At 64.8% G+C, this 24,743-nt stretch carries 24 protein-coding genes and 2 tRNA genes; 12 read left to right on the plus strand and 14 right to left on the minus strand.

Translation table 11 applies throughout. The features are described from left to right. Nucleotides 1-24 precede the first annotated feature (24 nt). Nucleotides 25-981 (plus strand): LysR family transcriptional regulator, encoded by a 957-nt coding sequence (locus AB433_RS14395; RefSeq protein WP_245626675.1) that lies wholly within the window; start codon nucleotides 25-27, stop codon nucleotides 979-981. Between the two features lie 9 nt (nucleotides 982-990). On the opposite strand, the gene AB433_RS14400 is transcribed toward AB433_RS14395, so the two are convergent. Further along, entirely contained in the window at nucleotides 991-1,308 is a 318-nt protein-coding gene (locus AB433_RS14400; protein WP_047821962.1) for a DUF3297 family protein, read from the minus strand. Between the two features lie 110 nt (nucleotides 1,309-1,418). Here AB433_RS14400 and AB433_RS14405 point away from each other — a divergent pair. Beyond that, nucleotides 1,419-1,493: transfer RNA gene (locus tag AB433_RS14405), tRNA-Val, on the plus strand. 29 nt (nucleotides 1,494-1,522) lie between these two features. On the opposite strand, the gene AB433_RS14410 is transcribed toward AB433_RS14405, so the two are convergent. Beyond that, nucleotides 1,523-1,714: a hypothetical protein gene (locus AB433_RS14410; protein WP_047821964.1), complete on the minus strand. Its 192-nt coding sequence runs from the start codon at nucleotides 1,712-1,714 to the stop codon at nucleotides 1,523-1,525. Between AB433_RS14410 and AB433_RS21570 the strand changes: the two genes are divergently transcribed. Genes AB433_RS21570 through AB433_RS14415 form a run of 3 tightly spaced genes read left to right on the plus strand, consistent with a single transcriptional unit; the run spans nucleotide 1,709 to nucleotide 2,972 of the window. Then, complete coding sequence (locus tag AB433_RS21570; protein WP_260181878.1) at nucleotides 1,709-1,837, plus strand: hypothetical protein; 129 nt, start codon at nucleotides 1,709-1,711, stop codon at nucleotides 1,835-1,837. The genes AB433_RS14410 and AB433_RS21570 overlap by 6 nt on opposite strands. Nucleotides 1,838-1,857: 20 nt before the next feature. Then, the gene (locus tag AB433_RS21575; RefSeq protein ID WP_260181879.1) at nucleotides 1,858-1,989 is read left to right on the plus strand and encodes a hypothetical protein; all 132 of its coding nucleotides are present in this window, start codon (nucleotides 1,858-1,860) and stop codon (nucleotides 1,987-1,989) included. 2 nt (nucleotides 1,990-1,991) lie between these two features. Continuing rightward, nucleotides 1,992-2,972, plus strand: coding sequence for an asparaginase (locus AB433_RS14415; RefSeq protein WP_047821966.1), 981 nt, complete (start codon nucleotides 1,992-1,994; stop codon nucleotides 2,970-2,972). Between the two features lie 248 nt (nucleotides 2,973-3,220). Here the strand turns inward: AB433_RS14415 and AB433_RS14420 are convergent, their stop codons facing one another. The 8 genes from AB433_RS14420 to AB433_RS14455 form a co-directional block, all read right to left on the minus strand. Beyond that, on the minus strand, nucleotides 3,221-4,936 hold the full coding sequence (locus tag AB433_RS14420; RefSeq protein WP_047821969.1) for an N-acyl-D-amino-acid deacylase family protein: 1,716 nt from the start codon (nucleotides 4,934-4,936) through the stop codon (nucleotides 3,221-3,223). Nucleotides 4,937-4,962: 26 nt separating this feature from the next. Beyond that, nucleotides 4,963-6,552 (minus strand): serine hydrolase, encoded by a 1,590-nt coding sequence (locus AB433_RS14425; protein ID WP_047824193.1) that lies wholly within the window; start codon nucleotides 6,550-6,552, stop codon nucleotides 4,963-4,965. A gap of 2 nt (nucleotides 6,553-6,554) precedes the next feature. Further along, nucleotides 6,555-7,661: a YkvI family membrane protein gene (locus AB433_RS14430; RefSeq protein ID WP_047821971.1), complete on the minus strand. Its 1,107-nt coding sequence runs from the start codon at nucleotides 7,659-7,661 to the stop codon at nucleotides 6,555-6,557. Further along, nucleotides 7,658-8,740: an N-acetyltransferase DgcN family protein gene (locus tag AB433_RS14435; protein ID WP_082134948.1), complete on the minus strand. Its 1,083-nt coding sequence runs from the start codon at nucleotides 8,738-8,740 to the stop codon at nucleotides 7,658-7,660. Before AB433_RS14435 ends, AB433_RS14430 begins: the two co-directional genes overlap by 4 nt. A 40-nt stretch (nucleotides 8,741-8,780) precedes the next feature. Continuing rightward, nucleotides 8,781-11,054 carry a TonB-dependent receptor gene (locus AB433_RS14440; protein WP_047821972.1) on the minus strand — a complete coding sequence of 758 codons (2,274 nt, stop codon included), beginning with the start codon at nucleotides 11,052-11,054 and terminating at the stop codon, nucleotides 8,781-8,783. 113 nt (nucleotides 11,055-11,167) lie between these two features. Next, a complete protein-coding gene (locus tag AB433_RS14445) occupies nucleotides 11,168-12,496 on the minus strand; it encodes a peptide MFS transporter (protein WP_047821974.1) in 1,329 nt (442 codons plus the stop codon). Continuing rightward, complete coding sequence (locus tag AB433_RS14450; protein WP_047821976.1) at nucleotides 12,493-13,500, minus strand: dipeptide epimerase; 1,008 nt, start codon at nucleotides 13,498-13,500, stop codon at nucleotides 12,493-12,495. Before AB433_RS14450 ends, AB433_RS14445 begins: the two co-directional genes overlap by 4 nt. Then, on the minus strand, nucleotides 13,500-15,530 hold the full coding sequence (locus AB433_RS14455) for a serine hydrolase domain-containing protein (protein ID WP_047824195.1): 2,031 nt from the start codon (nucleotides 15,528-15,530) through the stop codon (nucleotides 13,500-13,502). The genes AB433_RS14450 and AB433_RS14455 overlap by 1 nt, the downstream gene beginning before the upstream one ends. Nucleotides 15,531-15,639: 109 nt before the next feature. On the opposite strand from AB433_RS14455, the gene AB433_RS14460 reads away from it, so the two are divergent. Next, complete coding sequence (locus AB433_RS14460; RefSeq protein ID WP_047821978.1) at nucleotides 15,640-16,299, plus strand: helix-turn-helix domain-containing protein; 660 nt, start codon at nucleotides 15,640-15,642, stop codon at nucleotides 16,297-16,299. Nucleotides 16,300-16,355: 56 nt separating this feature from the next. Here AB433_RS14460 and AB433_RS14465 read toward each other — a convergent pair. Together AB433_RS14465 and AB433_RS14470 are read right to left on the minus strand one after the other, a co-directional pair. Further along, nucleotides 16,356-16,442: transfer RNA gene (locus AB433_RS14465), tRNA-Leu, on the minus strand. 136 nt (nucleotides 16,443-16,578) lie between these two features. Next, nucleotides 16,579-17,583, minus strand: a complete 1,005-nt coding sequence (locus tag AB433_RS14470) for a zinc-ribbon domain-containing protein (RefSeq protein ID WP_047821980.1) — start codon at nucleotides 17,581-17,583, stop codon at nucleotides 16,579-16,581. Between the two features lie 252 nt (nucleotides 17,584-17,835). On the opposite strand from AB433_RS14470, the gene ftsE reads away from it, so the two are divergent. From ftsE to AB433_RS14490, 4 genes are all read left to right on the plus strand, one after another. Beyond that, nucleotides 17,836-18,549 (plus strand): cell division ATP-binding protein FtsE, encoded by a 714-nt coding sequence (gene ftsE / locus AB433_RS14475; RefSeq protein ID WP_047824197.1) that lies wholly within the window; start codon nucleotides 17,836-17,838, stop codon nucleotides 18,547-18,549. Then, entirely contained in the window at nucleotides 18,549-19,502 is a 954-nt protein-coding gene (locus tag AB433_RS14480) for a cell division protein FtsX (RefSeq protein WP_245626676.1), read from the plus strand. Before ftsE ends, AB433_RS14480 begins: the two co-directional genes overlap by 1 nt. A gap of 75 nt (nucleotides 19,503-19,577) precedes the next feature. Beyond that, nucleotides 19,578-20,108: a YdcF family protein gene (locus AB433_RS14485; RefSeq protein ID WP_047821981.1), complete on the plus strand. Its 531-nt coding sequence runs from the start codon at nucleotides 19,578-19,580 to the stop codon at nucleotides 20,106-20,108. Between the two features lie 12 nt (nucleotides 20,109-20,120). After that, nucleotides 20,121-20,816: a lysophospholipid acyltransferase family protein gene (locus tag AB433_RS14490; RefSeq protein ID WP_245626677.1), complete on the plus strand. Its 696-nt coding sequence runs from the start codon at nucleotides 20,121-20,123 to the stop codon at nucleotides 20,814-20,816. On the opposite strand, the gene AB433_RS14495 is transcribed toward AB433_RS14490, so the two are convergent. Next, nucleotides 20,805-21,764 (minus strand): prephenate/arogenate dehydrogenase family protein, encoded by a 960-nt coding sequence (locus tag AB433_RS14495; RefSeq protein WP_047821987.1) that lies wholly within the window; start codon nucleotides 21,762-21,764, stop codon nucleotides 20,805-20,807. The genes AB433_RS14490 and AB433_RS14495 overlap by 12 nt on opposite strands. Continuing rightward, the gene (gene hisC, locus AB433_RS14500; protein WP_047821989.1) at nucleotides 21,761-22,876 is read right to left on the minus strand and encodes a histidinol-phosphate transaminase; all 1,116 of its coding nucleotides are present in this window, start codon (nucleotides 22,874-22,876) and stop codon (nucleotides 21,761-21,763) included. The genes AB433_RS14495 and hisC overlap by 4 nt, the downstream gene beginning before the upstream one ends. Nucleotides 22,877-23,004: 128 nt before the next feature. On the opposite strand from hisC, the gene metX reads away from it, so the two are divergent. Further along, entirely contained in the window at nucleotides 23,005-24,132 is a 1,128-nt protein-coding gene (metX, locus tag AB433_RS14505) for a homoserine O-acetyltransferase MetX (RefSeq protein ID WP_047821991.1), read from the plus strand. Next, nucleotides 24,129-24,734 (plus strand): methionine biosynthesis protein MetW, encoded by a 606-nt coding sequence (metW, locus tag AB433_RS14510; protein WP_047821992.1) that lies wholly within the window; start codon nucleotides 24,129-24,131, stop codon nucleotides 24,732-24,734. Before metX ends, metW begins: the two co-directional genes overlap by 4 nt. Nucleotides 24,735-24,743: the final 9 nt, after the last annotated feature.

The raw sequence follows: 24,743 nt of genomic DNA on the forward strand, positions 1-24,743 counted from the left end.
TACGAGACCGCGAAATTGCAAGCAATGTCCAGATATGCAACATCGACCTGCGATTATGCAGGCTGGATCATGGCGCAACTGAACTGGAACGACCTTCAGGATTTCCTCGCCATCGCGCGGGCGGGAAAGCTGGCATCTGCGGCAGAGGCATCGGGGGTGGATCCGACGACGATGGGCCGCCGCCTGCGCAGACTGGAACAGACGCTGGGCGAACGCCTGTTCGAGCAGACGCGCGAAGGACAGATCCCGACCGAAGCGGGCGAAGCGCTGCTGGCCCGGGCCGAAGCGATGGAGCGCGCCGCCTCCGGAATCGGGGATACGATTGGCAAATCGGGCGACGCCGCGATGGACAGCGTTCGCGGCACCCTGCGCGTCGCCATGCCCGAGGGGTTCGCCACGGCATTTCTGCCCGCGCATCTGGGCGAACTGGCCGACCTGCACCCGCGCCTGACCATCGACCTTGCGGTAACGCCCGGCCTGCTCAACCCCACGAAGCGAGAGGCGGACATGGCCATCGTGTTGTCCCGCCCGCGCGCCGGGCCGCTGATTGCCGGAAAGCTGACCGATTACGCGCTGCGGCTCTATGCCTCGAAAGCCTATCTGGTGCGCCACGGCCGCCCCGATACGCCCGCCGCACTGGCCCGCGGCCATCGGCTTGTCGGCTATGTCCCCGATTTGCTGCACATGCCCGAATTGCGCCATCTGGACCGGCTGCACCCGGGCTTGGAGCCGACGCTGCGCTCCTCCAGCATCAACGCGCAGCACAACCTCGTCGCCGCAGGCGCGGGACTAGGCGTGCTGCACTGTTTTTCGGCGGACAACGATCCCGATCTCGTCGCGATCTTTCCGGACGAGCGGATCACCCGCACCTATTGGCTGGTGACGCACCGCGACACGCACCAGCTTGAGCGGGTGCAGGTGTTCCGGAACTGGCTGCTACGGCTCGTCCGGCGGCAGCGCGGGTCGCTTATGCCGGAGTAGGCCGAGGAATCAGGCCTTGGCAACCGGCGGATTTTCGCCCAGATCCTCGAACCATGCCTCGACCGGGCCGTTCAGCTTGAGCGTCAGCGGATTGCCCTTGCGGTCCATCGTCTTGCCCGCCTGCACGCGGACCCAGCCTTCGGAGATCGAGTATTCCTCGATATTCGTGCGAACCGCGCCCTTGAAACGGATGCCGACGCCGCGACGCAGCACGTCCGCATCGAAATAGGGGCTGCGCGGATTGATCGCCAGGTGATCGGGCGGCACGTCCGTCGCGGCGGGTGCGGTTGCGGCGGCCTGTTCGGGGGTGCTGTTGTCTTCGGTCATGGCCGGGGCGTGTAATGGCGCTTCGGCGCTTGTCAATCGGCGCGCGCTCTGGCAAAGGCGCGCCTCTGCCGACGGCAGGCCGATTCAGCGGCCCCTTTCTCACCGTCCGCGGGCGCGTAGCTCAGTGGTAGAGCACACCCTTCACACGGGTGGGGTCGCAGGTTCAATCCCTGCCGCGCCCACCATCACCGGCGATGGATCAATCCTTGCCCGCTCACTCAGCCAGGCGATAGGTTTTGCCGTCGAGAAGCAGCATCAGCTTGCAGGCCCCCTCCCCGCCGCAGCCGGAATCCTGCCGACGCGGCCCGGTCAGATCAAGCGGAGCGACGATCAGGTCATCCTGCACGATGGCCCCGACCGTTGGCTCTGCCTTGATGCCAGTGCGCAGCAGATCGACGAATTGCACGCGCTGGCACGGGGATCGGCAGTCGAAATCACCGATGTCTCCGGCTATTGGGCCAAGTTCACATTCGGCGATGGCATCGGGTTTTCAGACTTTGCCGCATCGCACCGGTTGAACTTTTCCTGAAAGATCGTGACTGTGCTGTCATGTCGCTGTTCGATTGCCCCGCTATTGCCGTCAACGGCGCAGACCTGACGATGCTGCTCGTCCGGTCTAGCTATGCCGAGAGTTTCGCCCAGACCTTTGCAAAGGCGCGGTCCGCCAGCGAGTCACGGTGACGATGCCACGGCGCGTCCACGTTCTGGCCACCGGCGGCACGATTGCGGGCACGAAGTCCGCTACCAGCCCGGTCGGCTATTCGCCCGGCGAACTGTCTGTCGAAACCCTGCTGGCCGCCGTGCCCACCGCCCGCGACATCGCGGATATTAGCGTGGAACAGCTGTTCAGCATCGGCAGCCAGAACATTACCGAACGCCACTGGGTGGACCTGCTGGATCGCATCGCGGCCTATAATCGCGATAACCCGGATGTCGGGATTGTCGTCCTGCACGGCACCGACACGATAGAGGAAACCGCGTGGTTCCTCGACCTGCAGCTCGATCAGGATAGCCCCGTCGTGCTGGTCGGCGCGATGCGCCCGGCTAATGCGGTCAGCGCGGATGGGCCGGCCAACCTGATCGCCGCGATCATTGCCGCTGCCGATCCCGCCGCACGCGGGCGCGGGGTGCTGGTCTGTTCGGACAACGAAATCCTGTCCGCCCGCAACGCAATGAAAACCGCGACGCTGGGCGTGCAGGGCTTCAGCGCAGGAAAGCGCGGGGTAGAGGCGTTCATGACCGGCAATCGCGCCGAATGGCTTGGCCCCGCGCCGGATCGGTCACAGCCCTGCTTTAGCCCGCAAGGGGGCGCTCTGCCCGATGTCGAAATCCTGTTCGTGCATGCCGCGATGTCGATCCACGCACTGGATGACGCCATCGCACGGGGCACGCAGGGTATCGTCGTCGCCGGGGTCGGTTCGGGCAACATGCCTATGCCGTTAATCGAACGACTGGCGCAGGCAGCGCGAGACGGCATCGTCGTCGTGCGGTCCAGCCGGATCGCGGGGGGATATGTCGCGCGCAACGTGGAGATCGACGACGATGCCAACGGCTTTGTCGTGGCGGGCGATCTGGGCCCGGCCAAGTCGCGCATTCTGCTTCAACTGGCCATGCGCCAAACCCACTCTGCAGAGCAGATACAGGACTTGTTCGCCAAATGCTGATCCCCACCCCCGCCATCAGGGCCCTTGGCCGCAGATCGGCCTGATCGATGGCCAAGGCACCCAAGATGCAGATCGTGTCCGAAAGGGACGCAGCAGCGTGATATCCTACGACGTCGCCAAGCGCGGCCTCGGTTCTGTTGATCGGCGGCGCGCACGATCGGCTGGTCACGCCGAAACGGGTCAATGCCGCTAGCGATGCGTGGCTGGCAGAGGCTTTTCCAGCGCGCCCTGCCTGACCCGTCCCCGGCCTATCCCGCCGTGCAGGCCCCGCCATCGGGCCAACCGGTCCAGCCGGGGCCGCGCACGACCTGCCCGGGGGTCGCGCCGGTGTGCTCTCCGCCCGACAGGACCTGCACGCCGTTGACGAAAACGTCGCGCACTCCGGTCGCGTACTGGTTGGGTTGCGCATAAGTTGCATGGTCGCCGATGGTGGCGGGGTCGAACACGACGATGTCGGCGAACTTGCCGCTGGCCAACATCCCGCGATCGCGAATGCCGAGGTTGCCTGCGGGAAGAGAGGTCAGCTTGCGGATCGCATCGCTGAGCGGCAGGGCCTGCTCCTCGCGCACGTACTTGCCCAGCAGGCGGGCAAAGTTGCCATAGGCGCGCGGGTGATGGTCGCTCAGCAGGAAGACCCCCTCGGTCGCGGGGGCCTCTGCGTCCGATCCGAAACTCATATAGGGCAGCGCGGTCTGTTTGCGGACGTTGTCTTCCGACATCAGGAAGAACGCCGCGCCGATGCCGCCGTCCTGCATCACCAGATCGATGGCGGTATCTTCTGGCGTGGTGCCGCGCTCTGCGGCGACTTCGGCCAGCGTCTTGCCGGTCAGCGGTTTCAGCGCGGGTTCGGAAAAGCCGATGAACTGCACGTTCTCTGCCCCGCCCGCCAACAGGATCAGGTTCTCCCAATCCCCGCCCGGCGCGCGCATTTCGTTCAGCACCCTGGCGCGCACAGCCGGGTCTTTCAGCCTCTCTACCATCGCCTCGTACCCGCCCGATTTAACCCACGGCGGCATCGTCGCGTCCAGCCCCGTGCCGCCTGCGGTATAGAGATACATGTCGGTCGTGATACGCAGGCCCTCCGCGCGGGCCGCTTCGATCTGCGCGATCACTTCGGGCAGGCGGTCCCAGTTTTCCTTGCCCGCCAGCTTCAGGTGATAGATTTCCGCCGGGACATCGGCATCGCGCGCGATGGTGATCAGTTCGTCGATGGCCTGCGTGATGTTGTCGCCTTCGGACCGCATGTGGCTGATGTACATGCCGCCGCATGTCCCGGCCGCCTTCAGCAGCGCGACCAGCTCGGGCGTTTCGGCATAGTTGGCAGGGGCATAGATCAGGCTGGAGCCGACGCCCAAGGCGCCCTCCTCCATCGCGGCACGCACAAGGCCCTGCATCCGCGCCAATTGTTCGGGCGTCGGGTCGATGTCTTCCTCGCCCAGTTCGTGCATCCGCACCGTCGTTGCGCCGACAAAGCTGGCGACGTTGGGCGACACGCCCTTGCCCTCAAGATATTCGAGATAATCGCCCAGCGTCGTCCACGTGATCGGGTACTTGATGTCGCCCTGTTCGGCGATGTTGGTGCGTTTCAGGTCATCGTTGAACGGACCCATCGACCAGCCTTCGCCGAAGACCTCCAGCGTCACGCCCTGCTTGATATCGGACATGCCGCGACCGTCCTCGATCAGCGACTCGGTTGCCCAGCTGAGCATGTTGATAAATCCGGGAGAGACCGCCATGCCCGTCGCGTCGACCTCACGCGTTCCCGTCCCCGTCACGGTGCCGACTTGCGTGATGCGGTCGCCGTCCACCGCGACATCGCCCAGATAGGCCGCGCCGCCCGATCCGTCGTAGATCGACCCGCCCCGGATCACCAGATCGTGAACCGGTTGCTGCGGGATCGTCGAACACCCGCTCAGCAATATCGCAAAGGCTGCGATGGCGACGTTCGAGCGGGTGCGGGTCATGGCAATCGTCCTTTTGGTGGGCTGCCTCAGTCTGCGGCGACGGGGCGGAACAGCAAGTCGCGATAGTCCCAGCTGAAGTCGGCGGCCGGGGACTTGGCCTTCATCGTGATCCGGTCGACCTGCCCCTTCGCGCCGAGCGAGAAGGTCACATAGGCCGGTTCGAACCCCTCTTCGTCATAGCGGGTGACGAAAGTATCGTACTGCCAATGATCGAGATGCGCCGTCACGCCCGGCCAGTGCGGAAAAGCCACCTTCAGCGTACCCTTGTCGTCGGTGATCGTAATCTTGCCGAACCACGGGTCTTCATAGGTGCCGACATAGCGCGCGATGGGCAGCGATGGGCCGACATCGGCGGGCTTTTCCTCGGGCGCGGCCAAAGCCTCTGCCGCGCTGCCGAAATGGTCGTCGATGTACTTGCCGAATTCCTCCGGCCAGTCGGGCCCTTGCGCGTCCATGTAATGGTCGAGCAATTCGAACTGCAGCCCGGTCAGTAACGCGGCCTCCTCGCTGTTGGTGGCAAGGAAAAACCCGACGTTGCGTTCGGGCAGGATCACCAGCCGCGTGATCGAGCCATAGACGCCGCCGCCGTGCATGACGACGCGTTCGCCGCGATAGTCGCGCACGTTCCAGCCCAAGGCATATGTATTGAACATCGCGCTCGCCGCCTGCAGCATCCCGGCATAGGACGGGGCAGGCATCAGGACGACGGGGTTCCACAGCTCCGCCGCCTGATCTTCGCTATAGAGCCGCGCTTCGCCGGGCAGGTCGCCGCGGGCCAGTTGCACCTGGATCCATTTCGCCATGTCGTTGGCGCTGGCTGCGATGCCGCCGGCGGGGGCGGCGACTTGGGACACGATCCACTTGTCGTCCAACCGCTCCATGTCGCCCAGCCCGCGGACCGGGCCGTTGATGCGCGCGTGCGGATCGGCGATCAGCTTGCCGGGGCCGCGCTTTTCGTTCCACACCGTCGACCGGGTCATGCCCGCGGGGGCCAGGATACGGCTCTGGACGAAGTCTTCCCAGCTCTGCCCGCTGATCCGCGTGATCAGCTGACCCGCCACCATGTAGAGGATGTTGTCGTACGCATAGTCGCTGCGAAAGCTGGTCTTAAGCGGAATGCGGCCAAGCCGGTCGACCACGTCGGCGCGGGTCAGATTGCTGCGCGGCACGAACAGCAGGTCGCCCGCGCCCAGCCCCAGCCCGCTGCGGTGGACCAGCAGGTCGCGCACGGTGAATTCGCGCGTGACCCACGGGTCGCTCATGCGGAATTCGGGCATGTGGTCGATGACTTTGTCGTCCCACGCCAGCTTGCCGTCATCGACCAGGATCGACAGCGCAGTGGCAGTGAACGCCTTGGTCACCGAACCGATGGCAAAGTTGGTATCGGCGTTGACCGGCTGCGGATCGTTGAGATCGGTAACGCCGAAGCCCTTGGCATACGTGACCTTGCCGTCTTCCACGATGGCGACCGAGGCACCGGGCGCGCCGAACCGGTCGAGCAGCGAGTCGACGCGCGCATCGAACCCCTCTGGCGGGGCGGCGGCGGCGGGTGCTGCGATCAGGCAGAGTACGGCGGCGAAATGGGGGACGGCCTTGGCCAGCCGGAAACGGGTCATGTTCATGCCTCCACGGGGCGCTTGAGAATACGATAGGTGCCGAGCGTCAGCATCGGCACGACAAGGATGATCAACATGATCCAGCCGAACGCGCCGTAGCCTGACGCGATCAGATCGATCAGCCCGAACCGGCCCGCCAGCGTGGCCGATCCAATCACCACGGCGGCGCTGAGCGCGATGCGGGCCAGCGGCGTCATCGGCGTGCCGCGATGGCGCGCGACGGCGGCGGCGCGTTCGTCCAGCGCGTTCACCATGCCGATCCCGGTTTCGAGCAGGGCGGTGAAAATCATCGCCTGAAACAGCAATGCGAACCACGGAAGGCCCAGCCGGCCCAGCAGGAAATCGGACGGCAAGGCGACCGATCCGATCTCCGGATAAAACGCGATCATGCAAAGATAGAACAACAGCGCGGGCAGCATCGCCAGCGGCCCCGCCAGCAGCCCGGCCTGAACCGCATCGCGGCGGCTACGCTGGTGGCGCAGGAACGGCAGGACCAGCACCGCACCGATGACGTTGTAGCTGGCGTAGGTAATACCACCCGTCACCCAGCCGTCGCCGACGGGGGCGGAATCCAACGCATTGCCGATCCCGCCGCCGAACGCCGCGATGGCCAGCACGAAGAACACCGCATAGGTCCCGTAGATCAGCGCGGAGGAATAGCGGAACAGCTTCTCTGCCGCCGCCGTGCCGAAACCGGTTATCGCGATGATCAGCGCCGCAAGGATCGCGGTGCCGACCCAGGCGGGCCAGCCGAACAGCGCCGCGCCGATCTCTCCCGCCGCTGCGCCCATCACGGCCAGGACGAGGATCATGAAAAGGATATAGACCACCTCGAACGCGATCCATCCCTTGCCCAGCAAGGCGGCAAAGACATCGCGGTAATCGTCTGCGGACACCTGCCGCGCGAAAACGAACGTGACGCAGCAGACAAGGCTCCAGATCACCATCGCCAGCGCCAATCCCAGCAATCCGCCGATCGGGCCGCTGGCAAAGAAGAACTCGACCACTTCGCGCCCCGTGGCATAGCCGCCGCCGATGACGACCGCCTTGAAGGCGAGGCCCGGCAGGACGATGCGCTGGAAAAAGCCGGGGGTCGCAGCCTCGCTCACAGGGCCAGGCAACTGTCCAGCAGATGCTCGAACTCCGCCCCGCCGCGCAGCGGGTCGCAGACAGGCAGGCCCAGTCGCTCGCTCTCACGCTGCATCAGCGCGCGGGCTGCGTCCTCGTCCAGCGAACTGGTGTTGAGCGCAACGCCGCCGCAGCGGATCGCCGGGTTGGTGCGCGAACCAAGACGGATGGTCATGTCGATGACCTCGGCAATGTCGGGCAGGGGGAAGCCCGCATTGCCGAGAACACAATCGCGCGCCGGATCGTGGCACACGACAAACACGTCGGGCTGGCTGCCGTGCAGCAGCGCCATCGAAACCCCGGCATAGGCGGGGTGGAACAGCGAACCCTGCCCCTCGATCACATCCCAGTGATCGGGCGCGGCATCGGGGGACAACGCCTCTGCCGCGCCCGCCGCGAAATCGACGACCACCGAATCGAAGGCGACGCCGCTTCCCGCGATCATGATCCCGGTCTGGCCCGAAGCGCGGAAAGCGCAGTCCACGCCGCGATCCGCCAGCGCGCGGCTGATCGCCAGAGCGGTGTATTTCTTGCCCAGCGCGCAATCGGTGCCAACCGTCAGCAACCGTTTTCCGCTGCGTTTGCGGCCCGTGCCGACCTCTAAGCTTTCGGGCGGCTTGCGGATGTCGACCAGCCGCCTGCCATATCGCTCTGCCGCCTGTTGCAGCGCGGGGATGTCCGCAAGCTTCGCATGCATACCGCTGACAAGGTCCAGTCCAACGGCCAGCGCTTCTTCCAGAGCGGTGACCCATGCGGGCGGGATCTTGCCGCCCGAATTGGCGATGCCGATCACCATCGACCGCGCGCCCCTGGCCTTGGCCTCTGCCGGGGACATCGCGGGCAACCCGGTGCTGACCGTTGCGGCGGGCAGGCGATATTCGCCGACGCACTTGTCGCCCGCCCAGTCGCGCAGGCCGAATGCCGTCTTGGCATAGCCCGGTTCCACGCAATCGCCGAGGAACACCAGATAGGGGGTGGCGAGGACGGCAAGCCCTTCGCCGCCATCGTCCACCAGCCCCGTATCCTGTCCGGGATCGACCGATCTGGCCGCGTTCGTCATCGTCGTCACAGGTGCAATCCCGGCCTCTACCTACGCGCCGTCAGAAGCTGACCGCCGCCGTCACGCCCAGCGTGCGGGGCTGGATCGGCGAAGCGGACAGTTGCGTGCCGACACGTTCGCCAAAGCTGCCGATATTGGTCAACCCGCGCGAATTGGTCACGTTACGGGCAAAGGCAGTGATGCTGAACGCGTCAAATTCGACACCCGCGCGCAGGTCGACCTTGGCATAGCCGTCGGCCTCAAGGATCTGGCCGTAAGTCGCACGATAAGCCGGAGAGAAATTCGCGGCTTGGTCGCTAATCATTCGAATATCACCGCCGATGAAGGCCGTCGCCGCACCGATGTACCATTCGTAATCCGCACTGGCCGTGACCGCGTACTTCGGCGTGAACGGAAGTGGATCGCCGTCGAGCCCGCCCGTGACCGGCGGCGTATCGTCGGTCAGCTCGGCATCGTTATAGGCCGCGTTCAGCATGAATGTCAGGCCCGCGGTAGGGCGGATCGTCGCCGTCGCTTCCGCACCATAGACACGAGCGCCATCGCCATTGTCGTTCGCGCCAACTGTTCCGATCTCGGTTTCGAATGCACCTAAGACCAGCACGTCGCTCCAGTCGAGATAATATACCGCGCCATCGATCGCAAAGCGACGATCAGCGGTCTCCGCACGCAGGCCGATTTCATAGCTGAGCAATGTATCGGCGCCATACTGCAACGGGGCTTCGTCCTCTGCGCCCGATGGAACAACATTGGGCCCACCAGGGCGGTACCCCTTGGCGACACGAGCGTATATGGATGTCAGGTCGCTGATTTCGTAGCGCGTCGATGCCGACCAGGTGAAAACACTTTCGCTCGACTTGCCGTTGATGACATCCAGTTCTGGAAACCCGACAAGGTCACCGATCTGGGTCTGCTCGACTTTCTGGCTATTGTGGCTGTAACGGATACCACCACTGACTTCCCAGCTGGGGGTGATATGGAAGGTGGCATCGGCGAACCCGGCGATTTCCTCATATGTGGAATCGAGAGTCAGTGTTCCGAAATTACCAAAAAACGATAGATCAGTGCTCAAGAGTTCGGCCGTGTCGACTTCGAAAGTCCTGATGTACTGTGTCAGGTCGACTTTCTCATCTGTGTAATAGGCGCCGAATTGCCATTCGAAAGTTTCGGAATCTGGCGAAGACACCCGCAATTCCTGAGTGAATTTTGTCTGATCAAGTGGAGCCTGAACGAAAAAACCGAGATCGACCGGAGATTGGTAAATCGCGGTAACCAGGCGGCCAAGCGCAACAGTGTTGTCGGTCAGCTGCGTCTGCGACAATTCGCCATAGCTGGTAATCGACGATAGCGTCGCGAAGCCGAGGTCATAGTCGAGCTTGCCGTTGTAGAGCCGATAATCGACATCGTTGCTTTCGGGATAGAATTCCACCCGAGACAGGCCGTCCAGATCGTCGCCCGTCGTGGGATCGACGGTGATCGGATTCTGCGACGGGCTGTCGACATCGTACGATCCGGGCGAACCGGCGCGGATGTTCTGGGCGATCGCGGTCAGGCGGACCGAGAAGTCCTCGGTCGGCTCGAAGAGGGCAGAGATGCGCCCGCCGTAGATATCCGCGTCGTTGATGTTCTTTTCAAACGGACGCCCGATGGCGTCGATGTAACCTGCCTGCTTGCGATAGAACCCGCTGGCGCGGATCGCGGCGTTTTCGCCAACCGGCACGTTGAGTACGGCGTTGGCCAGCCAGCCGGTGCCGCCGCCGTCGACGGTCTCGATCCCCGCCTGCGCCTTGCCTTCGAAGGTGCCCAGTTTCGGCGCGGTGGTGACGAAACGGATGACACCGCCCAGCGCGTTCGAGCCATAGAGCGTGCCCTGCGGCCCGCGCAGCACTTCTACGCGCTCAAGATCGAACGTGTCGAAATCGCCCGCCAGCACAGCGGCGTTGCCGAGGCTGGAGCTGGAGCCGAACGGCGTGTCGTCGACATAGATCGCGACGGTGGAACCGACCGATCCGGTGTTGATGCCGCGCAGGATGATGCGGGTTTCACCGGGATTGCTCTGCGTGATGGTCAGGCTGGGCACCAGTTCGGCATAATCGGCGAAGCTTTTCGCCTGCTGCCGTTCCAGCGTCTCTTCGCCGACCACGCTGATCGACTGCGGGATTTCGGTAATGACCACGCTGCGCTTGGTCGCGGTCACGATGATCTGGTTGGGGTCTTGTTCATCGTCTTGCGCATGGGCGATGCCCGGCAAGGTAAGGGCCAGCGCGCCAGCGCCAGCGGTGAGAACGGTTCGAAGCGGCAGTCGATCGAAATGCATGTCCCTCATTCCTTTTACAGGACCGCCCATTCGTTTGTGCGGGGGCGGCAAGTGATTCCCGAGACCCTTTTTCTCTTTTTAGGATGGTAGTATCCTGATCAGAGAATTGTCAATCATTGTTCTTTGTTCGTGTCCTGCACGGGCACGGTATGTCCCTCATGACCAAACCGGCTGGCAAAGACCTGCCGCGCCGGGGCGTCGAGCATGCGCAGGAACAGAGCGGCCACCGCGCAGATCACGGCGAGGACGAGAAAGTAGAGCCCCGTTGGCAGCACGCTCCAAAAGCTGCCCACCAATCCGCCCGCAAGACTGCCGGTGAAAATGGCGAGAAACCAGCTGGCCACCGTGCTCGCACCCAGACGTTGCGGGGCGAGCCGCGCGAAAACGCCAAGGCCGTTGGGCAGGATATAAAGCTCTCCGAAAGTGAAGATCGCGAAGAAGCCGACCAGCCACAGCCAGCTGGCCCGCCCGTCGCCCTGTATCACCGTGGCGATGGCCAGCATGACATAGGCCGCGCCCACGATCAGCGCGCCGAGCGACATCTTGCGCAGCGGCGTCCGCTCCGTCCCTGCCAGTGCCTGCCGCCGCCAATGCGCCAGAAGGAACGGGGTGATCATGATGACCAGCATCGGGTTCAGCGACTGAAACCACGTCATCGGAATTTCGAACGCGCCCGCCACGCGGTCCACCCCGCTATCGGCCCAAAGCGCGACGGTATTGCCGACTTGCTCGTACGCGCTGCGGAATACCGTGACAGCCAGCAGCAACGCGCCCAGCAGCATGACGGTCGGTTTGTCGAACCCGCCGCCGCCCGCAGTGCCTTCGGGCAGAACGCGGCGATCCTCCGCCGGAAGGTAGCGCCCCCCGAAGACGTAGATCGCAAGGCCGATCCCCATCCCGATGCCCGCCGCACCAAAGCCGTAATGCCAGCCGTAGAATTCGCCCAATGTCCCGCAGACCAGCGGCGCAAGGAACCCGCCGATGTTTATGCCGACGTAATAGATATTATAGGCCCACGGGCGGCGCGGATCTTCTGCGGAATAGAGATCGTTGATCTGGCTCGGCAGGCTGGGCAGGAAGAACCCGTTGCCCAGCGCGATGGTGCCCAGCGCCACGTAAAACAGCGGCTCGAACGTCATCATGAAGTGCCCGGCGGCCATGATACTGCCGCCAAGGATCACCGCCCGCCGCTTGCCCAGCCATCGGTCCGCAATGATCCCGCCGAAAATCGGCGTGAAATAGGCGAATGCGGTGTAAGTGCCGTAGATGAAGGAGGAGATGCGCTGCTCGATCAGCAGTTCCATCTTCATGTAATAGACGAGAAGCGCGCGCATGCCGTAGTACGAAAACTGCTCCCACATGTTGGTGAGGAACAGCACGGTCAGGCCGCGCGGCTGGCCGAACCAGGTCGCTTCCCCCTTCTGTCCGGCCACGAAGCTCACGCGGGCAGTTCCTCTCCGCCCCAGACATCGACCCCGCAGGAGACGAGACCATCGGAATAGGTCATGCTTGGCGTGCGGTCCTGTGCAAGGAAAGTCGGCCCGTCGAGGTCGACGATGTCGCAAAACTGCGCCACCACGAAGCCGGGAGCCATCGCAAGGCTGGTGCCGACCATGTTGCCAACCATCACGCCCAATCCCGCCTCACGACATTCGCGCGCGATCTTCAGCGCTTCTGTCAGCCCGCCGCACTTGTCGAGCTTGATGTTGAAGACCGAGAAGCGCCCCGCCAATCCGGCGATGTCGGCGCTGGTCAACGCGCTTTCGTCGGCGGCGATGGGGATGGCACTGTCGTACCCGTCAAGATCGCTTTCGCGCCCACGCGCCAGCGGCTGTTCCAGCAAGGCCACGTCGCATTCGACCAGCCCCGCGACCAGCGCGTCCAGTTCGTCGATGGCAAAGCCCTGATTGGCATCGACACCCAGCCAGACATCGGGCCGCGCCGCGCGGATGTGGCGCACACGTTCCAGATCGAGCGAAAGGTCGCCGGTCAGCTTGACCTTGATCGCCCGCGCATCGGCATAGGCCAGCGCGCCCTTGGCCATCACCTCGGGATCGTCCGCACCCAGCGTGAAAGTGGTCACTTTCGCCTGGGGCGGTGCGATACCGGCCAGTTGCCACACGGGGACGCCGGCCTGCTTGGCGTTCAGGTCCCACAGCGCGCAATCGACCGCGTTGCGACCGCCGCCCGCGGGCATAAGGTCCTGCAACTCGGCCCGGGTCACGCCCGCTTCGATGGCGGGGCGCGCAGCCTCGATCGCGGCCAGCATGTTGTCAGCATCGTCGTTCAGGTAATAGACGCCACCCCCTTCGCCCCGTCCGGTGTGGGTGCCGTCACACAGTGTGACGACAACCACGTCGCAGGTTTCGAAGACGTGCCCGGAAATCCGGAACGGCGCCGCCAGGCGGAGCGTCTCGCGCTCCGCCGTCAGTGTCAGGTCCGTCATCAGTAGTTGGTCCCGATGCTGAGCAGGTGGAAGGCCGCGCCGACCCAGACCACGACCAGTCCGGCCAGCAGGAGCAGCACGCTCCACACCTTTGCCGTCCAGCGACGGCCGCCGGTCCAAACCTGCCACAGATACCATGCGAAGACTGCCGTACCGCCAAGGAATGCGACGAAGCTGAGCACCTGCAACGCCAGCACGACCATGTCGAAGCCGCCGCCGAGATTGCTGAGGTCGTCAAACATCAAGGTTATGGCAACTGCCCAGCCGATCAGGACCAGCACGATGGCCCATGCCCCGATGCGCGACAGGCGATAACCCAGCCGTTCACGTCCCGTCAGCGGCAGTTCCGTCTTGTAATGACGCCGGACCAGTGCCCGAACCGGCCACAGGATCGCGGTCAGGAACAGGATCGCAAGGCTGGCATAGAGCAGCGGCATCAGCAGCGACGCATCCTTGTACCACGGCGCGCGTTCGAACACCGTAAAGGCGGACATGATCGAAAGGCTGAAGCGGACGACCTTGCCGTCCTTCACCACGGCAGCCATGCGCTGATGGCTGTTGAGGTCCTGCCAGACGAAGGGTTCGACTTCGACCCACTTGGTGTTGCGACCGCTCAGGCCGAACTTGGGCGGCAGGATGATTTCTCCATCGGGACCGGCGGCAACCGTGGTCTGGCCGATCAGCTGCGTGATGTTGAGGAAGGTCGAATCCGCGCGGCGCGAAGCCACCCAGTTGCCCGCCATCATCTGCGCGTGTTCGGCAGCCAGTTTCGGATCGACACGGCTTTCACTGGTTTCGCCAGGGAAATAGCGGTCGGCGAATTCCTCGAACAGGGCGATGCGCAGCGCGCCGACCGCGCCTTCTTCTCCGTCGCTGTTGAAGGATGCGTAAAGCCCCGTATCGTCATCGAGAAAAAGGTGCAGCGAGGTGTGGAAACCATCGAGATCGCCAAGGTGCGCGATCACGGTGCGACCGTTGATGTTGGTCTCGAAAAAGCCCAGCAACATCCTGTCGAGCGGCATGCCGAGGTCGAGCGCGGTCGTATGCATCTCGCGCGCGGTTTCCGCTTTAAGGATACGCTGCCCGTTCAGCTCGCCACCGTTCAGGTGCGCGGTCATGAACCGGCCCATATCGGCCCCTGTTGACGACATCGAACCAGCCGGGGCGGGACCTACAATGTTGAACGGCACCGGCTCTTTCGACGCCTCGGAATAACCGGTTGCCATATGCGGCTTCAGGTTGTCGGGTAGCGGCTGGCGGAACGTCGAATTGTTCATGCCCAGCGGCTGAAAGATATGCGTCTCGACATAATCGTCGAACGGCTCGCCCGACACGCGTTCGACGACATAACCCGCCAACGACGTGGCATAGTTCGAATAGGCGGGCGTGGTCCCTGCGTCGAAGATGCGTTCCGGCACCCAGCGCTTCAGAATCACGTCATAGGCCGGCACAGCTTCACGCTCGAACCCGATCAGGTTCTTGACCTGCTCTTCGAAACCGGCGGTATGCGTCATCACCTGACGCATCGTCACCGGCTCGCCATTGCGATCGGGAATCCTGAAATCGAGATACTGGTTGATGTCGGCGTCGAGGTCGACCTTCCCCTGCTCAACCATCTGCATCACGGCGGTCCATGTCACCAGCTTCGACACCGAACCGGGGCGGAACAGCGTCAGGTCCGGATCGACCGGCGTGCGCTCGTCCATGTCGGCATAGCCAAAGCCGCGCTGGGTCACGACCTCGCCACCCTTGACCACGACGACGACCGCACCGGCCACATCGCCCTTCTGCAAGGCATAGGGCATGAACCCGTCAAGCCACGCATCGACATCGTCCTTGACCAACGGCACAGCGCCGGTCGCCGCATCGAGCGAGCCGTCTCCATCCGCGGGCGTGCTCGCCGCCTGAGTCGCGGTGGCAGGTTCAGGCTGATCCTGCACGGCGTCCTGCGCCCTGATCCCCGTTCCCACCGCGAAAAGAAGGGCCACAAAGGCCAGAACCGCCGGCAATATCGTCTTGGTCGTCCGCATGTCGTTCCCCATTTCGGCACGGTTGCTAACGAGAGGGTTCGCCGCTAACGTGCCTTCATAGAACTTGATCCCGATCAGGACATAATTATCCTAATTAGAGAATTGTCAAATGCGGAAACCTGATCCTGAGGACCAAGGCGCAAAAGTAGTATCGACCGACGATCACCCTACACTGGGTAAGTTGTTGAGACGACTGCGAGATCGCAACGGCTGGACGCTGAAACAGATGAGCGCGGAAACCGGCATTCCGGTCTCCACGCTATCGAAAGTAGAGCACGACCGCCTGACGCTGACCTATGACAAGCTCCTGCAAGTCAGCCAGAAGCTGGGCATACGCGTATCCGAACTGTTCGCCGAACCCGAAGAGCGTGAGGAAGAGCGCGTCTTCACCGCGCGGCGAAGCCTTGGCACCGTGGATCGCGCGGTGCGTGTGACGACCGACAACTACGACTATCACTATATGTGCCCGGAACTGCGCCGCAAACGCATGATCCCGATCCTGACCACGATCCGCGCCAAGACGGTCAAGGAATTCGGCCAGCTCGTCCGCCATCCGGGCGAGGAATACGTCCACGTTCTGGAAGGCACGATCGTCGTGCACACCGAATTCTACGATCCCGTCACCGTGCATCAGGGCGAGGGTATCTACATCGATTCGGACATGGGCCACGCCTATGTCGTCGCCGACGGTTGCGAAGAGGCGCGCGTGCTGGGCGTCTGCGCCAGCGGCGAGAGCGATCACGAACATTCGATCATGAACGCGCTTTAAGGACGCGGGGCGATCGCCCTGATCGGGGATGTTTCAGATTTTTCGAAGAACCTGACTGGTGCGGTCGAGAAGACTCGAACTTCCACGGGCTTTCGCCCACAACGACCTCAACGTTGCGCGTCTACCAATTCCGCCACGACCGCACCTGCAGTGAAGAGACGGTTGCTGGTCGCGCAATCGGACCGGGCCGCCCCTTGGTAGGCGCGTGCCATTAGCAGCGCGCAATGGGGTGTGCAACCGACTTTACGGCGGAAAATTCACCGGCCCATTTCGGGCGGTTCAGCCGGCCTTCCAGCCGATCTCTACCACGCGGGCAGAGGCGGGGACATCGGTGACCGCCTCGTTGATGGACAGCGTCTCACCGGGGTCCAGCTCGCGCTTGGGCGGCTCCAGCTCCCACGTATAGACGATGCGTTCCTGCGCATCGCGCAGCACGACCTGAACGTCTGGCACATGGCGCGGGCCGGTGCCGACGTTGGTGACGGTGCCGCTGACGGCGAAGTACTGCAGGCCGTTGGGCAGCGTCCGGCGGTCCTGCTTGTCGGCGGGGAAGTCGAGTTCCAGATCCTTTGACGGCGGGGCGAAGGCCATCTGGCCAACCGGCAACCACCCAGGCGCGCCGTAATAGCGCACGGCGGCAAAGGCGGCGGCGGCCACGGCGATCAAGACGACGAGGACGATCAGGATCAACCGCATGCGCGACTTGCGCGGAGCAGGCTCTTCCCAGACCTCTTGCTCTGGATAGTCCTCTTCCTCGGCGACAGGCTCTGCCACCGGGGCCGCTGGCTCCGCCGGCGTCGGCGCGGGGGATTGGGGCGCTACAGGGGCGGCGGGGATGGTGCTGGTAACGGCAGTTTCGACCAGCTCGGGCGCAGCGGGCCAGTCATCACTCGGCTGGGCGCTGGCGGCGAAGGGATCGCCCGCATCGGCCCCGACCGACGATCCGTAATCGCCGCCGCTGGCCGGCCCCATGCCTTCGGGCACGGCGGCGGCCCCGGCAAAGTCGGGTTCGGTCGCGGTTGGATCAACCGTCGTCGTCACTGCGGGCTCTGCAACAGGTTCGGGCGCGGGGTCGTTCCAGCCGCCGGTCGTTGGCGCTTGCGGGACGGGCGCGGGCGGCACCGGTGCGGGAGCAGGCTCACCCGCCCCCTCCGGCATTGGGCCGTTCGGGCCTTCGAACCAGCTGTGGCGGCACTTGGCGCAGCGCACCGTTCTGCCTTCCGGGCCGATCGCCCCGTCCGGAACCGAGTAGCGCGTCTGGCAAGCAGGGCAGGCTATTTGCATGGCGTAACTAAACATCGCGGTTAATTCGGGGGCAAGAGTCAGGGGCCAAGTCGGGGCGCTGAACCGTGCTTTATCCACATCAACGGACTGGAAAAGCCGATATGACGAGCGCTACAAGCACTGTGCGCGGGTCCGGCGCGCCGTCTTGCGCGGCAAGTCCGATCCGTACCGGCAGAACCGAAGGCCATCTTGAGAAGCGATCCATCCACCCTCGACCTGGCCGCCCCGCAGTTTGGCAGCGCGGTAGAGCCGATCGTCAAGTTCGAGAACGTGGGCCTGCGCTATGGCGTGGGGCGAGAGGTGTTGTCCGATGTCAGCTTCACTCTGCGCCCGTCGCAGTTCTATTTCCTGACCGGCCCGTCTGGCGCGGGCAAGACGACACTGCTCAAACTGCTCTATCTCGCGCAGCGCCCGTCGCGCGGGGCCATCGCGATGTTCGGCAAGGACGCGGTGACATTGAACCGCGAGGAACGCCCCGAACTGCGCCGCCGCATCGGCGTGGTGTTTCAGGACTTCCGCCTCGTTCCCCATCTGACGGTCTACGACAATGTCGCCCTGCCGCTGAGACTGGCGGGCGTGGCAGAAGACGAAATCGATGGACCGGTGACCGACATGATAGAGTGGGTCGGCCTCAGCCGTGCGCGCGACAACCGGCCGCATACGCTGTCGGGCGGAGAGCAACAGCGCATCGCCATCGCCCGCGCGGTGATAACCCGGCCCGAACTGCTGGTCGCGGACGAACCGACCGGCAATGTCGATCCGCAGATGGCGGTGCGATTGCTGAACCTGTTTTCGGCGATGAACCGGCTGGGCACGACCGTGGTGCTGGCTACGCACGATACGCTGCTGATGCGGCGGCTGCCCAATGCGACCGTCATGCGGTTGGAAAAAGGGCGGCTGGACGATCCCACCGGCCTTTTGCGCAATCCGCCTCAGGACCGCCCGGGACGTGAGGGCGGGCGATGATGGTCGAGCGGCGCGGGCCGCTGGCGGCAATCGGCAAGGGACTGGGCTGGATACGCCACCGTTTCTTTCCGCCGCCACCCAGCGCGCCGCTGATCAGCCAGAAGGCGGTGGCCGGGCCGGTGCCATGGGTGATCGCGATCATGACGGCGCTGACCGTCGTGGCGGCGGCGGGCGGCATGGCTCTGGGCAGCGTGGCGCGAACGGCGGCCTCGGACCTGTCGGGCGGCGTGACCGTGCAGATCGCGGGCCCGGCGGCGGAAGAGGCGGACCGGCAGGCGCGCGCTGCTGTGGCCGCGCTGACAGCGCAAGCAAGCGTGCGCGAGGTGCGGCGTTTATCGGAAGACGAACGGTCGGAATTGCTCCGCCCGTGGCTGGGCGATGAGGCGCTGGGTGAGGACGAGGACATCCTGGTTCTGCCCGAACTGATCGAGATACGCCTTGCAGCGCCCGCGGATCAGGCCGCCCTCACCCACATCGAAACCGCGCTGGCCAAGGCCGCACCCGATGCCAGCGTCAGCGCCGACATGGACTGGCTGGGGCCACTGGCAGAGGCCATCGACGCGCTGCAATGGCTGGCCATCGCGCTGGTCGGCCTGCTGGTGATTGCAACGACGGCAGCGGTCCTGCTGGCCAGCCGCAGCGCGCTGGCCGCCAATCACGATACGATAGAGATCATGCACCTGCTGGGCGCGCACGACATGCAGGTCGCGCGCCTGTTCCAACGCGCCGCTGCCGTCAGCGCGGCGGCGGGGGGCGCGGCGGGGTTCGCGGTGGCGGAACTGGCGATCTTTACGCTGGCCGGCCGGTTTGCGGCCCTGGGCCCCGGCAATACGGCGGCGGGATTGGGCTGGACCGACTGGGCCGCGCTGGTGCTGATCCCGGTGGCGGGCGTAGGGCTGGCGGCGGTGACCGCGCGGCTTACCGTGCTGGCCACTTTGCGCCGGATGCCGTGAACCATCGCGCCGACATGCGGACAGCGCATCGCAACGCCGTTGCGGGCGGACGAAGCGCGCCCTAGATCAGACGGGATGTTTCGCCGGATCTTCTCTTTCCTGCTGCTGATATGGCTGCTCGGCTTCGTATGGTTCGCCGCATTCCTGCCGCGCCCGGCGGACGCGACGCAAACCGACGGCATCGTCGTGCTGACCGGCGCGGGCGGGCGGATCGAACGGGGGCTTCAAGCGCTGGGCGAAGGATGGTCGGGCCGGATGCTGGTGTCGGGCGTCGACCCGGAAGTCAAACCGGCAGAACTGGCCGCCGAATACGACATCCCGATGGATCGGATGGAGTGCTGCATCACGCTGGGCTACGACGCGGTCGACACGCGCAGCAACGCGTCGGAAACGGCGGCTTGGGTGGCAGAAGGCAAGATGGCGTCGATACGCCTTGTCACCAGTGACTGGCACATGCGCCGCGCCGCGTTCGAACTGGGCACGCAGATCGATCCCGATACGAAGATCGTGCGCGATGCGGTGAAGAGCGAACCCTCGCTGGCGATGCTGTTCCTGGAATATCACAAGTTCCTGTTCGGCTGGCTGGCCCGTTGGATCGGTTTCTGACCCGCGATGCTGATGGCCCTGCGCACTGCCCTGTTCGGGATCGCGTTCTACGGCGGCAGCTTCTGGCTGTTGCTGCTGACCCTGCCTGCGCTTTTCCTTCCGGTCGGCGCGATGAAGTGGGTCGCGCGCACATGGTCGGCGTGGCACCGGTTCTGCGTGCGGCGCATTCTGGGCATCCGCGTGGTGATCGATGGCGCGCCCCGCCCCGCCGGTCCCGCGCTCTATGCCACCAAGCATGAGAGCTTTTTCGAAGCCATCGACGCACCGACGTTCCTGAACGGCCCGGTCGTGCCCTTTGCCAAGATGGAGCTGATGCACATCCCGCTATGGGGCCGCGCCGCCGCGCATTACGGGGTAATCGGGGTGGACCGCGAAAGCGGCGCGAAGACGCTGCGCGCGATGGCGCGGCAGGCAAGATCGGCCAAGTCGGCAGGGCGCGACTTCATCCTGTTCCCCGAAGGCACACGGGTTCCGCATGGAGAGGCGGGCAAGCTGCAAAGCGGGCTTTATGGCATCTACAAGACGACCGGCCTACCACTGGTCCCCGTCGCGGTCGATAGCGGGCTGACTTATGGGCAGAGCCCGAAGCGGCCGGGCACGATCCGCTATCTGGTGGGCGAAGCAATCCCGCCGGGCCTTCCCCGCGCCGAACTGGAAGACCGCGTGCTGCGCGCGATCAACGCGCTGAACCCCGCGTCAGAGACCTGAGCCGCCCTCGTTCGCCGCTCCATCTCCAACCGAAGAATGATCGGACCGGCCGAAGTCGGGCCGCGCATCGTCCTGACCTTCCTCGATGATCGAACGGCGGATCGCGCGGGTTTTCGTGAAGTGATCGAACAGCGCGTCGCCATCGTCGCGGCGGATCGCGCGCTGCATGGCCGACAGGTCTTCGGAAAGGCGTTGCAGGATTTCCAGCACCGCCTGTTTGTTCGACAGGAAGACGTCGCGCCACATCGTCGGATCGCTGGAGGCGATGCGGGTGAAATCGCGGAAACCGCCTGCCGAATACTTGATGACCTCGCCCCGCGTCACTTCCTCCAGATCGGAGGCCGTGCCCACGATGGTATAGGCGATAAGGTGCGGTACATGGCTGGTAACGGCGAGGACGAGATCGTGGTGATCGGGCGCCATCGTATCGACTGTCGCGCCGATATTGGCCCAGAACGCGCTGACCCGCTCTACCGCCTGCGGATCGCTGTCCTTGCCGGGTGTCAGGATGCACCAGCGATTCTGGAACAGCGTGGCGAACCCGGCCTCCGGCCCCGAATGCTCGGTCCCGGCCACGGGGTGCGCGGGCACGACGGGCTGGCCCGGCAGGGCACGGGCAATGGCTTCGGCAACCGATTGCTTGCACGACCCGACATCGCTGATCACGCAAGTCGGCTTGATCTTGCCCGCCAGCGCGGCGGCGGCGCTTTCCATCGCGCGGACCGGGACGCAAAGGACGATCAGGTCGGCATCGGCGACTGCATCGGCCAGCTCTTCCGGCACGGCATGGGCCAGACCGCGTTCGCCCGCCACACAGCGTACATCGGCATCGGCGTCCCAGCCGGTGACGCGCGCGCCGGGCATGTATTCCTGTACCGCAAGGCCGATCGACCCGCCGATCAGGCCCAGACCGATGACCGCGACATTGGGAAAGGGCGCCTCGCTCATGCCGATTGCTCCGCCAAACGCTGGATCACGGCGGTCACCGCGTCCATCTGCGCGGCGGTGCCGATGGTGATGCGCAATCCATGCGGCAACCCCTGCCCCGGCAGGTGCCGCACCGCGTAGCCCGCCTCCAGCAGCGCACCGAACACCGTTTCCGCCTGCAACGCGCCCTCAAACAGCACCAGCACGAAGTTCGCCTTACTCGGCAACGGGCGGATACCGTGGTTGCCAAGGCTCTCCATCGCCGCGACGAAGCGCGTGCGTTCGGCGGAGTTATGCTCTCGGCTGGAGCGCACGAAATCGGTGTCGCGCAAAGCGGCGACCGCGCCAGCCTGTCCGACCAGTCCGACGTTGAACGGTCCGCGGATGCGATTGAGGATATCGATCAGGTGCGGCGCGCCGGTCGCCCAACCGATGCGGTCGCCCGCAAGGCCAAAGATCTTCGAAAACGTCCGCGTCACGAGCACGTTGTCATGCGCGGCGGCCAGCGCGAAGCCGCCGTCGTCCTCTTCCGCCGTCAGGTACTCGCCATAGGCCTGATCGACCACCAGCAGCACGTCCGAGGGAAGTCCCGCGTGCAACCGCGCCAGTTCGCTGGCCGGGATATAGCTGCCGGTCGGGTTGTTCGGATTGGCGACGAAGACCACCCGCGTCCTGTCGGTCACACAGGCCAGCAGCGCGTCGACGTCGGTGCCATAATCCTTGTCCGGCGCAACCACCGGCGTTGCGCCGCAGCGGCGGGCGGCGATGTCGTACACGGCAAAGCCGTAGCGGACGTAGATCACCTCGTCCCCCGGCCCGGCAAAGCCCTGCGCGGCAAGGTTCAGCAATTCGTCGCTACCCGTGCCGCAAACGATGCGCGCGGCATCCAGGCCGTGCGCATTGGCCAAGGCAGCACGCAGATCGGTGCTGTCAGGGTTCGGGTAATCGCAGGGCCGCCCGGCATCGCGCCGCGCCGACAGGGCCAGCGCGCTGGTGCCCAGCGGGTTCTCGTTCGCAGAGAGTTTGATCACGGGCTTGCCATCCGCCCCGCTAGAGCGTCCGGGCACATAGGCATGAATAGCCTCGATCCACGGCTTCGGCTGCGGGCGACGATCTTGCGGGCTGGCGGTCATCCCCGGCGCTCTAGTTCCCGGGCGGGCAAGATCAACAGTAACTTTTGCAACCAGTGGCCGATCTGCGACCAGGCGCATGCAAGGATCGCGTTGACAGCGGCGACGCTTCGTCCCAATCCCGGCGCCCCATGGCTGCACCCGCCCCCAATCCCGCCGCTGGCCCCGTGCTGAAACTGGCCGAACCGCTGCCTCTGGACAGCGGACGCAGCCTTGCGGACGTTGAAGTCGCGTACGAAACATACGGCACGCTGAACGCGGAACGGTCGAACGCCATCCTGATCTGCCACGCGCTGACCGGCGATCAGCACGTCGCCAGCCCGCACCCTATCACCGGCAAGCCGGGGTGGTGGATCCGCATGGTCGGCCCCGGATTGCCGATCGACACCGACCGTTTCTTCGTGATCTGCGCCAACGTCATAGGATCGTGCATGGGATCGTCCGGTCCGGCCAGCGCGGCAGAGGACGGCAAGGCTTATGCCATGCGCTTCCCCGTCATCACCATCCGCGACATGGTCCGCGCGCAGGTCGCGCTGGTCGATGCGCTGGGGATCGAAACGCTGCACGCCGTTGTCGGCGGATCGATGGGCGGGATGCAGGTGCTCAGCTGGGCCGCGAATTTCGGCGAGCGGCTGAACGCCGCGCTCGTCATCGCCAGCACCGCGCGGCATTCGGCGCAGAACATCGCGTTCCACGAAGTCGGGCGACAGGCGATCATGGCCGACCCGGCGTGGAACGGCGGCGACTATTATGCCGACGATGTAGGCGACCCGCGTAAAGTAGGGCCGGAGTCCGGCCTCGCCGTCGCGCGCATGGCCGCGCACATCACCTACCTGTCGGAACAGGGCCTGACCGAGAAGTTCGGGCGGCGGTTGCAGGATCGGGATGCGAAGACGTTCGGATTCGACGCCGATTTCCAGGTCGAATCGTACCTGCGCTATCAGGGGCTGGCGTTCACCGACCGGTTCGATGCGAACTCGTACCTCTATATCACGCGCGCGATGGACTATTTCGATCTGGCCGAGGAACATGGCGGCAAGCTGGCCGATGCCTTTGCGGGCACGAAGGCGCGGTTCTGCCTCGTCAGCTTCGATACCGACTGGCTCTACCCCACCAGTGAATCGCGCACCATCGCGCATGCGCTGAACGCGTCGGGGCTGCCGGTCAGCTTCGTCGAACTGTCGGCCCCCTATGGGCACGACTCGTTCCTGCTCGACGTGCCAGAACTGGACCAGGTGGTGAAAGGGTTCCTGCAATGAGCCCGCACGCCAAGGGCGCGCTGCGCCCCGACCTTGCCGTCATCGCCGACCATGTCGAGCCGGGCGCGCGCGTGCTCGACATCGGCTGCGGCAATGGCGACTTGCTGGCGGCGCTTACCGAGAAAGGCTGCGATGCGCGCGGGCTGGAGCTGGACGCGGCGAATGTCGCGCATTGCGTCGGGCGCGGGCTTTCCGTGATGCAGGGCGATGCCGATACCGACCTTGTCTATTACCCCGACAAGTCGGTTGATTACGCGATCCTGTCGCAGACGTTGCAGACGACGCGGCGGCCCGACCTGATCCTGGAAAACCTGTTGCGCATCGCGCCGCGCGGGTTCGTGTCATTTCCGAACTTTGCGCATTGGCGGGTGCGGGCGTCGTTGCTGACCGGCGGGCGGATGCCGGTGACGCGGCTGATCCCGGTGGCTTGGTACGAAACGCCCAACATCCACCACCTGACCATCGCCGATTTCCGCGCTCTGCTGGCCGAACGCGGCATTACGGCGGAACGCGCGTGGTTCTTTACGGGCGGCAAGGCATCGCGCCAGCGGTTTGCCAACCTGACGGCGGAACACGCGGTTTTCCTCGTCTCGCGCGGATAGTCCACGCTG

It is taken from the genome of Croceicoccus naphthovorans, from assembly GCF_001028705.1.
GTDB classification, from domain to species: domain Bacteria; phylum Pseudomonadota; class Alphaproteobacteria; order Sphingomonadales; family Sphingomonadaceae; genus Croceicoccus; species Croceicoccus naphthovorans.